The organism is Iodobacter sp. BJB302, assembly GCF_002735645.1.
In the GTDB taxonomy this organism is placed as follows: Bacteria; Pseudomonadota; Gammaproteobacteria; order Burkholderiales; family Chitinibacteraceae; genus Iodobacter.
Map to the genome: position 1 here is coordinate 57,237 of NZ_PDZG01000020.1, position 9,749 is coordinate 66,985.

10 protein-coding genes are annotated in these 9,749 nt (G+C 46.7%); 5 read left to right on the forward strand and 5 right to left on the reverse strand.

Annotation, left to right across the window (positions count from 1 at the left end):
* Positions 1–22 precede the first annotated feature (22 nt).
* Positions 23–322, reverse strand: coding sequence for a hypothetical protein (locus CSQ88_RS08800; RefSeq protein WP_099397739.1), 300 nt, complete (start codon positions 320–322; stop codon positions 23–25).
* A 95-nt stretch (positions 323–417) separates the two neighbouring features.
* Here CSQ88_RS08800 and CSQ88_RS08805 point away from each other — a divergent pair, with 95 nt between their 5' ends.
* From CSQ88_RS08805 to clsB, 4 genes are all read left to right on the forward strand, one after another.
* Complete coding sequence (locus CSQ88_RS08805) at positions 418–858, forward strand: LexA family transcriptional regulator (RefSeq protein ID WP_099397740.1); 441 nt, start codon at positions 418–420, stop codon at positions 856–858.
* Positions 858–2,129, forward strand: a complete 1,272-nt coding sequence (locus CSQ88_RS08810) for a Y-family DNA polymerase (protein WP_099397741.1) — start codon at positions 858–860, stop codon at positions 2,127–2,129. Before CSQ88_RS08805 ends, CSQ88_RS08810 begins: the two co-directional genes overlap by 1 nt.
* Before the next feature lie 96 nt (positions 2,130–2,225).
* Positions 2,226–3,083 carry an endonuclease/exonuclease/phosphatase family protein gene (locus CSQ88_RS08815; protein ID WP_257212533.1) on the forward strand — a complete coding sequence of 286 codons (858 nt, stop codon included), beginning with the start codon at positions 2,226–2,228 and terminating at the stop codon, positions 3,081–3,083.
* Positions 3,084–3,342: 259 nt separating this feature from the next.
* Positions 3,343–4,506: a cardiolipin synthase ClsB gene (gene clsB / locus CSQ88_RS08820; RefSeq protein ID WP_099397742.1), complete on the forward strand. Its 1,164-nt coding sequence runs from the start codon at positions 3,343–3,345 to the stop codon at positions 4,504–4,506.
* Between the two features lie 9 nt (positions 4,507–4,515).
* Here clsB and CSQ88_RS08825 read toward each other — a convergent pair whose 3' ends face one another.
* The 3 genes from CSQ88_RS08825 to CSQ88_RS08835 all read right to left on the reverse strand — a co-directional run bounded on the left by CSQ88_RS08825 (position 4,516) and on the right by CSQ88_RS08835 (position 8,944).
* The gene (locus tag CSQ88_RS08825; RefSeq protein ID WP_099397743.1) at positions 4,516–5,943 is read right to left on the reverse strand and encodes an alpha/beta fold hydrolase; all 1,428 of its coding nucleotides are present in this window, start codon (positions 5,941–5,943) and stop codon (positions 4,516–4,518) included.
* Between the two features lie 87 nt (positions 5,944–6,030).
* Entirely contained in the window at positions 6,031–6,474 is a 444-nt protein-coding gene (gene yiaA / locus CSQ88_RS08830) for an inner membrane protein YiaA (protein WP_099397744.1), read from the reverse strand.
* Between the two features lie 337 nt (positions 6,475–6,811).
* On the reverse strand, positions 6,812–8,944 hold the full coding sequence (locus CSQ88_RS08835; RefSeq protein WP_180273599.1) for an ATP-binding protein: 2,133 nt from the start codon (positions 8,942–8,944) through the stop codon (positions 6,812–6,814).
* A gap of 501 nt (positions 8,945–9,445) precedes the next feature.
* On the opposite strand from CSQ88_RS08835, the gene CSQ88_RS22955 reads away from it, so the two are divergent.
* On the forward strand, positions 9,446–9,589 hold the full coding sequence (locus tag CSQ88_RS22955) for a hypothetical protein (protein WP_180273600.1): 144 nt from the start codon (positions 9,446–9,448) through the stop codon (positions 9,587–9,589).
* 68 nt (positions 9,590–9,657) lie between these two features.
* Here the strand turns inward: CSQ88_RS22955 and CSQ88_RS08840 are convergent.
* Positions 9,658–9,749, reverse strand: a 92-nt coding sequence (locus CSQ88_RS08840; RefSeq protein WP_143449393.1) for an IS3 family transposase, incomplete at its 5' end; no start/stop codon positions are given.

Consider the following 9,749-nt stretch of genomic DNA (forward strand, 5'->3'; position numbering starts at 1 on the left):
ATTTCTGGTGGCATTGGTGTGTTTAAACCTCCTGCAGGATGAAGCAGGCGATTGCTGATTGATTGCATCTTGACAGGGAGAGGCTGGTTTTTGCTCTGAAAAAGCGCTGACGAGCGATATGACCAAGGAAGCAGCGGCAAGTCATTTTAAATGGCAAATGAATGCGTATTTCAATTAAAAATGGTGATTTGCATTTTAATTTAGCGATCTGTTTTTTTGTATTTTTAAAGTAATAGCTAGGAGTTGTTGGCGGGGTTTGAGCCGGATCAGCTGCGGAGCCTGAAGTGTGGCACTTTGCATCTTTGCGAAGAGAGGGGCGCATCCATGGAGGCTATTTTGAGGCGTTTGTCATTTTTATCTTTACCGGCGATTTATTTACGCCCAATATAGAACGATCGTTCTATATTGGTGTTGCCCATGTCGGATTTTTATACTTCTCAGGGTGTTAGCCTGCCAGCAGCAAGCTGCGTGCCTGTTTACCTGCCTTATAGCAGCACCCCAATTTCTGCTGGTTTTCCCAGCCCTGCAGAGGGATATTTAGAAGAGTATCTCAGCCTTGATCAGCATCTTATTCAGGATAAGGAATCAACCGTTTTGCTGCGCTGTAAGGGTGATTCGATGACCGGTGCGCATATTTGCGCGGGAGACTGGCTGATTGTGGACCGGGGCCGCCAGGCGGTATCGGGCGATATTGTTGTTGCCGCTTTGGATGGTGAATTCACATTGAAAAGGCTTATCCTGCGCGGGCAGCAGGTAATCTTGCAGCCGGAAAACCCGGCGTATCAACCCATTTTTGTGCAGCCAGAGCAGGAGCTTTCGCTGTTTGGCGTGCTCACAGGTCTGGCGAGGCGTGTGTAATGCAGCGGCAAATTGCGCTTGTGGATTGCAATAACTTTTATGCGTCTTGCGAACGGGTATTCCGGCCCGCTTTAAATCACCGGCCCATTGTGGTGCTGTCAAATAACGATGGCTGCGTGGTGGCCCGCAGCAATGAAAGCAAGGCACTGGGTATCCCTATGGGCGTGCCCTTGTTTCAGATCAGGGATGTAATTGCACAGCATGGCGTCGTGGTGCTTTCCAGTAATTACGCTTTGTATGGTGATTTAAGCCGCCGGGTGATGTCCATCCTTGGACGTTACTCTCCCCGGCAAGAAATCTATTCTATCGATGAAAGCTTCCTGGATTTAACGGGTTTCAGTAGGGTGACGGCGTATTGTCATACGCTAAAACAGGACATTAAGCAGCGCACGGGTATTCCTGTTTGTGTGGGGATTGCACCCAGTAAAACGCTAGCAAAGCTGTGCAATATGCTGGCCAAAAAAATGCAGCCATGGGCTGAAAATGGGGTGTTTAATTTTTATGAAACCGAGCCTCAGGTGTGGGATGCCATTTTGCAAAAACTGCCAGTGGGGGAGGTGTGGGGGATAGGGTACCGGCTTGCCCGCAAATTAGAATTTGATGGCATCACTACGGTTTACCATTTAAAAATGGCGTCATCCTCATTGCTGCGCCGCCGTCATGGCGTTTTAGTGGGGCAATCCATTGCTGAGCTCAATGGCGAAGCCTGTTTAGAGCTGGAAGATCTTCCGGCGGCAAGGCAGCATATTCTGGTCAGCCGTTCATTTGGCCGTAAAACCTGTTTATTCAGCGAGGTGCAGGCCGCACTGGCACTGCATATTTCCGCTGCGGCCACTAAGCTCAGGCAACAGCAGTCTCTGGCCAGCCAGCTTACTTTATTTGTACGCAGTCAGCCTTCTGATTACAGCCAGCCTCCCGTGCACCGCTCTGTTGTGTTGCCTTTAAGTGCACCGACAGACGACACCCTGCTCTTGCAAAAAGCAGCACTGGCAGGCTTGAAAATATTATTTACGGAGGGCGCTCTGTATCAAAAAGCAGGCGTTATGCTGGCAGGCGTAGAGGGGAAATCAGGGCAACAGCCTGATTTGTTTGCTGATAGTCCTGCTCCTCAGCGGGCGAAGCTGATGGCGGCACTGGATTTAATCAATCAACATTTTGGCCGGCATACCCTGCGTAGTGCCGCAGAGCTGATGAGCCACGCCAGCAACATGAATCAGCAGTGGCGTTCACCACGTTATACCACCTGCTGGAATGAGTTACTGGAAGTTTAAAAGCCTGAAAAGAGATGCAGGCTATTTCTGTTGCACGCCATTCGTACAAATTCCTTACATTTTGGTAACGTTAGGGGTAGGCTCAAAGCAGTCTCTGTGGTTTTAAAAAAACGCGATGGGCTGTTTGAAATAACTCTTTTTTATGGCCTCTTTGCAGGTGATTTTGTTTTGAATAATCATTTATCTTTAAAAGTGGCTACTTACAACATCCATAAGGGGCTGTCGCTGTTTAATCAGCGGCTGGTTGTGCATGATGTTCGTGAGGCCTTGCAGGCTTTGTCTCCTGATTTGATTTTTTTGCAGGAAGTGCAAGGCGCGCACAGTCAGCGGATACAGCGCTTTTCTAACTGGCCTGTTGCCCCGCAGCATGAGTATTTGGCAGGCGATTTACATGTGGCTTATGGCTTAAATGCCCGTTATAAGCTGGGGCACCATGGTAATGCGCTGCTATCTCGGTTTCCTATTTTGCGCTGGCATAATCACGATTTAACTCTGCATCGTTTTGAGCAGCGTGGCGTCTTGCATTGCGAGCTGGATGTGCCGGGCTGGCATCAGCCACTGCACGCGCTTTGTGTACATCTTAATTTGCGGGCAATGGACAGGCGTAAACAAGTCAGAATGCTGATTGAACGGGTACTCAGTGATGTGCCTGAAGATGCGCCTCTTGTGCTGGCTGGCGACTTTAATGACTGGCGCGGCGAGGCCACCCTGCAGTTTGCCCGCGAGCTAGGCCTGATTGAAGCCTTTAATGCCTTGCATGGTACTTCCGCTAAAAGCTTTCCTGCCCGCTTACCCATCCTGTCTCTGGATCGGGTGTATTTACGGGGGTTTACGGTGCAAGTGGCCAATGTACTGGGCGGAGTGCCCTGGTCTAATTTATCGGATCATGCGCCGCTCTATACCGTATTACACCGTAATGAGGGTGGTCTTGGGACGGCGGGTATTGAACTGTAAGTGATCCGCCGGGTCTGAGTGGCTGTCGTGTCATTTTATGGCTTGTCTTTGTGGCTTTTGAGCAGTGTGAAAAAAATACGCTCAAATAAAAGATAAAAATCAAACCCCGTACCGCGGAGCATCTTGCGTTGCCTTGGTGCTGTACTGACAGTCTGATTCAGACTGGTGTGCCGGGGCCTTGGGCGTTGCAATGGCGTGCACCGTATCGCTGAATAATGAGAAACACAAACGTTGTGCTAACGGCAGATGAGGCTGACTTATGTATGTGGCTGGAAATCGCTTTAAATTACTTTATAACGGGCAGGATTATTTTCCCGCGCTGATCGATGCGATTCATCTGGCACAACAAGAAGTTTTTTTAGAAAGCTATTTATTCGAGGCCGATGAAGTAGGCACGGCGGTGATGGAGGCTTTAATCGCTGCAGCCTTGCGCGGTGTGCGGGTTAACTTACAGATTGATGGCTTTGGAGCCGGGCATTTGCCTTTGTCATGGCGGGAGAAGCTGGCCGAATCGGGCGTGAGGGTTTTGTTTTTTAGGCCGGAAGTAAAAATGCTCTCGCTCGACAGGCAGCGTTTACGCCGTTTGCACCGAAAGCTGGCGGTTATTGACGGCAATGTGGCGTTTATTGGTGGAATCAATATTTTGTCTGATTTTGAGCCAGGACAGCCAGAATTTGCTCCGCGCTATGATTATGCAGTGCGCATGATCGGCCCGCTGGTGGCTCAGGTGCATGAATCGGCGGATCATCTGTGGCGGCATACCGCATGGGTGCAGCTTAAACAAAACTGGGCAAAAAAAAGTGTGATCAGACCATCAGACAGGGCTCTTGGGCGCGCCCGCGGCTTGTTTTTATACCGGGATAATTTGCGCCACCGGCGTGATATAGAGCGTGAATATCTGCGCGCTATTTTGCGTGCCAAAAGCGAAATCATCCTTGCTAATGCGTATTTCCTGCCCGGATATCGCTTACGTCATGCGCTGATTCATGCGGCTAAGCGCGGTGTAAATGTTGTTCTGCTGGTGCAGGGCAGGGTGGACCACGCCTTGCTGCACTATGCCAGCCGGGGTTTTTATCAGCAGTTTCTAAGTGCGGGCATCGAAATTTATGAATACCGAAAAGGCTTTATGCATGCCAAAGTGGCTGCGATTGACGGTGTTTGGGCTACGGTAGGCTCAAGCAATATTGATCCTTTCAGCCTGCTTCTGGCACGGGAAGCCAATGTCTTTGTACGTGATAAGCAGTTTGCCGGCGAGCTGCGTGCCGATCTGATGCGTGCATTGCAAAAGGACGCAGTACAAATTAAAAAAAGCGATGTTGAGCGGGATCGCTGGGTTTACCGGGTTTTACCCTGGCTTTGCCATGCTGTGGTGCGCCTGATGATGGGGGTGAGCGGCTATGGCGGACGCCGCTATCTGGAATAGCCCCGATGCTTATTCTGGCAGTGCCTGGTAGTCTTTTGCGCTGATATTGATTTTTTGATGCAGCACGCGCTGTATTCCGCCCTTATTCACATCACTGACTGAAAAATACAATTTGCTGCGCCCGCGCGCCTGAATTGGCATCGTTTGGCTGTGAACAGAGACGCCTGCAAAATCCAGATTGCCAGAATCAACAGACAGTGCAGGCTGGCCCTCTATGCGGCTGTTGGTGGCGGTAATCTGAGAGCGGTTGCTGATCACCGCCGCATCCGGGCTGCTGATCTGCACATTATCCAGCCACACGCTGGAATCGCTGATAAGCAAAGAGCGGGCACTGAGATTATACAAGTACACCTGTTTGCAGCCGTTCAGCTCAATGCGGTCATAAGCGCCGGTTAAGCGCTGATGATTACTTTTATTGCAAAGATGATTCCGGCTGCTGATGCTGGCTGCAGGCCAGGTGGTTTTTTCCGGAACAGGCGTCGTGAGCGCGCTGTTCAGGCGCTCGGCAAATTCATCCGGGCGCTCGGCCATAGGCACATGGCCTGTGTTGGCAAACAGGCTTAAACGGGCAGTTGGCATGCGCCCCGCCAGTAAATAAGCGGTTCTGAGCGGCGCAACAGGATCGCTCATTCCCCAGAAAATATCGGTTGGGGTTTGGGTATGGCTGATTGCCTCAGTGAAATCTTCGTCCAGCAGGGAAAGCGCTGCATTAAAAGTGTGCAGATTTTTAAAAAGATGCTCCCTGACCGGGGTGTTGTGCAGCAGGTAGCTTGGGTCAGGCAATACATCGTCTGCAGTTTCAATCAGGCTGGAGCGTAAGCGATTTACTTTGCGTGTGGCAAAATTAATGAGCATATTGGGTAAATTGCTTTCTGAGCGCTCAAAATTAAGTTTGCTTAAATAATCTAAATAAACCGTTTTTTGCAAAATACCTGCCGCATCAATCAGCACCAGATGGCTGACTTTTTCTGGGTGGTTATAGGTATAGCGTAAGCTGATTGCTGCACCTAAAGAATGGCCAATTAAAATGACGCGCTGATCCGCTGTGTATTGCTGAATTAAAGCATTAATAAGCTGGCCATAATGGGCGGGCGAAAGCCGCTCCACATTATTACCCGATAAACCAAATCCTGGCAGATCAAAAGCCACCACATGATAATTACGGGCGAGCCGGGGGATTTGAGTCAGCCAGTCCCGGCTGGCCCGGTTTCCAAGGCCATGCACCAGTACAATGCTTGGGTGCTGCGGGTTTCCGGCTTGCATGACAAAGACTTTGCCGTTAAAAAATGGCGCATCCTGCAAATGGTAACGCCATTCAGGCGGGTAATCTGCCGGTGCCGGAATATCTAGCGGCGTACCAGAAAGAAAGGCTGTTTCTGCATATAAAGGGTTGCTGATCAATAAAGTCAGTACAAGGCAGGCCGCGAATTTCAGCATGGAGTCAGAGAGGTGTATATAGCTTGAGGTTGAAGTAAAAACAAGCGGTGGCTGAGGCCAGCCACCGCTTGTTTTTATTTGAAATTTTTATTTGAAAGTATTGAGGTCTGCTGATTCAGTTTCTGCAAACTCTGGTTTTAACAAGGCCACATCCCGTACATTTTTTTGTACGGCAACGGACGCAAACAGGCTCAGCAAATACGACATTGCGTAAAAGCCTTTTTCGCTGGAGGTGAGTGTTGCATTCCATAACCCTGCAGCAAGTAATAACAGGGCGGCACCAATAGAAACCCAGCAAAGCCCGAAATAAAGCCCGGTGACAGGGATATCTTCTAATCGGTCGCGTACCGATTTTTGTAATGAAATAGCGGCAAACAAGCCGTATAACAGCAGGGTAAAGTAATAGCCTTTTTCATTGAGTGCCATAGTGGCATTCCAGAGGCCGATTGAATACGTCAGCGTTCCAATAAATAGGGCGAGCCATGATGCACCAATAAAGGCACCTGACGGGCCACTGTGTTTTGCTTTCATATTTGTCCTTTGCTTACTTTAAATGGCCAAGCCATGCTGAATGCCCATCATTCGGATAAAACGGGATTGGGGTTTTTATTTATGATTTTAAAAATATAAATACGCAGATCACATTGCTAAATTGATTGCTGTCAGAAAAAGTCAGCTGAAGATTAAATTAATCGCTGAGCAATAGCAAGTAAAATGGGGTTAAAAAGCTGAGCGGAGGCGGGTACGGGTAAAAGCCGCGCGATTAATGATTATTTTGCAGTGCGATCTTGCTCACGTCAGGAGAGAGATAAAACTTAAGCTTTTTAATCCTTAAATAATGCATCGTGCTTTTGCCGGTAATATGGGACTATAAAGAAACAGATTGATCAGATGGGCTGCTGTAATGGTATTGCTGCATTGCCATGCGGGTATTGACTAATAAAAGGTTTAATTCTGAAATTTGATCTGCTTTACATTGCCCTTGGGTGTTTTCAATATCAGCAAGCTGTGCAGCAATCGATTCAGCACCAATTTGTAATGCAATCCCTTTGCCTGTATGCGCAATGAGGCGGTTATGCTGAAGATTATTTTCTGTAAGCTCATGCAATAGCTCTTCAATACGGATCAGACCTTTCTGACAAAGAGATGAAAAACGCTCTGTGCTGAAATCAAGCAGTGAGCGGGCTGCCGGGTTAAATAACGGTAATGGGCGGGCTGTGGGGCTGGTGGGTTGGGCCTGCTCATTTAAATGGTGGTAAACCCTGAAAATTGAATTTACTAAATCGCGGGCCTGAAATGGTTTGCTTAGCCATGCTTTTAATCCAACCCGCTGCATTTCTTCTTCACTGGGGGGTAAACCTGCACTTACCATTAAAGAGGGTAAGAAAAATCCATTGTCCTGCATTAAAGCGATGGTTTGTAAACCATCAGGCTCCGGCATATTTCTGTCTATAATCAGGGCATTAATCAGCGGGTTTCTGAGTAGTAAATCCAGAGCAATCGAGCCGTTTTCTGCTTCAATAATATGCGCCCCGGCATCACACAGAATATAACGCATTAATTCACGGTTAATCGCCTGATCTTCTACCAGCAAAATATGTAAATGTGACAGATCGGCTTTGTTAAATTCCGGCAATGCCGGTGTTTTTTTTCCTTGACTAACCTGTACGGTGACGGTGAATTCACTGCCTGCACCACGGCTGCTGATAAAGGATAAATCACCGCCCATATGGCGGGCGTATTCCTTGCTTAAAACCAATCCTAAACCAGTGCCTCCTTTTTTTAAACCACTTTGGGTTTGAACAAAAGACTTAAAAATAAGATCCGATTCGCTTTTATCAATGCCCATTCCCTGATCTTTAACCACCGCTTTTAAATGAAAATCCCCGCCGTTTATTTGCTCAATAGAAATAAACACACTGACTTTTCCTGAATCAGAAAACTTAATGGCATTGCTGAGCAGGTTCAGCATGATCTGCCGCCATTTTCCACCGTCAAAGTACAAACACTCCGGAATAGGATCAGTGGTTTCGATAGAGAGCGTCAGCCCTTTTTTTTGTGCTAATGGCTGAAATATGGCTTCAATTTCAATGATTAAAGCGCGCAGGCTCAGATTTTCTTTGTTGTAGGAGATATGGCCCGCTTCAACCTTACTCATATCTAAAACATTGCCTAAGAGACTTTGTAAATGGCGGCTGGAATGAATAGTGTGATCCAGGTATTTGCTTTCTAATTCGGGCAATACACCTGCGTTTTTGATCAGCTCGGTGTAGCCCAGAATGGTGGTAAGTGGGGTACGCATTTCATGGCTGATACTGGCTAAAAATAAACTTTTTGCCTCGCTGGCCGCTAGCGCTTTTTGTTCTGCATTTTTTAATTGAGCCAGATTTTTTTCATTACGCCAGATGGTTCTTAAAGCGAGCAGGGCAAAACCAAGCATCAGACAAAACAGCAGGGTATTCAGCAGTACTCTGGACTGAATCATTGAAGAAAATTTATTTTTATTTTTTTCTAACAGCTCATTGTTTCTTTCGTCTAAAGCGCTCACTACTTTTCTTAAGTGCGGGGCTACTTTATTCATGGAAGATTGCAGTGCATTAATATTTATTTTTTCTTCTTTATTAAATATTTTTTTGTATTTTTCAACCCACTCTACCAAAGGAGGTAGGTTTTCCTGAAATAGCCTGTTGTTTTCAGATAAGCTTGCGTATGTGCCATTGTGATATTTCTCGATGCGTTCAGCAAAAATATGAAATTGTAATTTTATATTCTGCAAATGAGATGCATCCGGAATCTCTTCGTAATCCTGAATGGCTTTTTCAATAAAGTTGAATTCTTTATTGCCAGAGCGGGCTTCTTTTAATATTTTGCGCTGCGCAGGGGAGTTAAATTCTGTAATTAATAATTGTGCCTGATGCTCAAAATTCAGGATAAGCAAAAAAACAGCAAATAAAATAATGGCAATACAGGCGCAAGATGTACGAAATTTAAGGTCATTCAATGTCATGCCCCTGCATACTAACAAGCCCCCATCGTAAATGCTTTTTTGAATGCTGACAGCATTGCCGAGGGAAAGACAAAAATCTGTTGCATATGTGTTGTACTTGAATAAGGTTTATTGCTTTTTTGTGTAAGTATTGCGCTTGTAAGACAGCAACTCAATATTTTTCCATGGCAGGTTTTATCAGACCGCTATGCAGTTATGTTTGGGCACTATCGTTTTTCTCTCCTAAGCGCCTGTGTCTTAGACTTATCTTGTATATAACTTACACGAATTGCTTGATCTTTGTTAAGAAATTGATGCGTGAGGAGGACTAAAATTTTGGCATACGGTTGAAACAGATTGTTTCAGGAGTAATCAATATTCAGACATTACCAATAATGATGTGCATAAAGTGATTGAATGATTGAGATGGCCGGCAATGCCTTTAAGAAAATAATGCTGAGCGTTGGGTAAGAGAAAGTGCAGAAGCCGGGTTTCCTGATGGATAGGAGGTGCCTCGTGTTTTCAGAAAAGTTTGAATTGGTGGTTTCGCTGGTGGTGATTGTGGTTTGGATGGTGATTACCTGCCATTTGTTTTTTCCACTCGCTTTACCTGCGTCCGCCTCAGCGGCAATACAGCTGATGTCCGGGTCGGGTTTTTAAGCTCATTTGCCCTTCATTAAAAAAGCCAGCATCATGAACTGACCCCAATTAGTTGGACAGTATAAAAGCTAGGCGCTCAAGGGCTGGGTTCTGTATTGCACAGGACTCAGCCCTTTTAACTTCAGTTTGATTCGGTCGTGGTTATAGTAATGGATGTAAT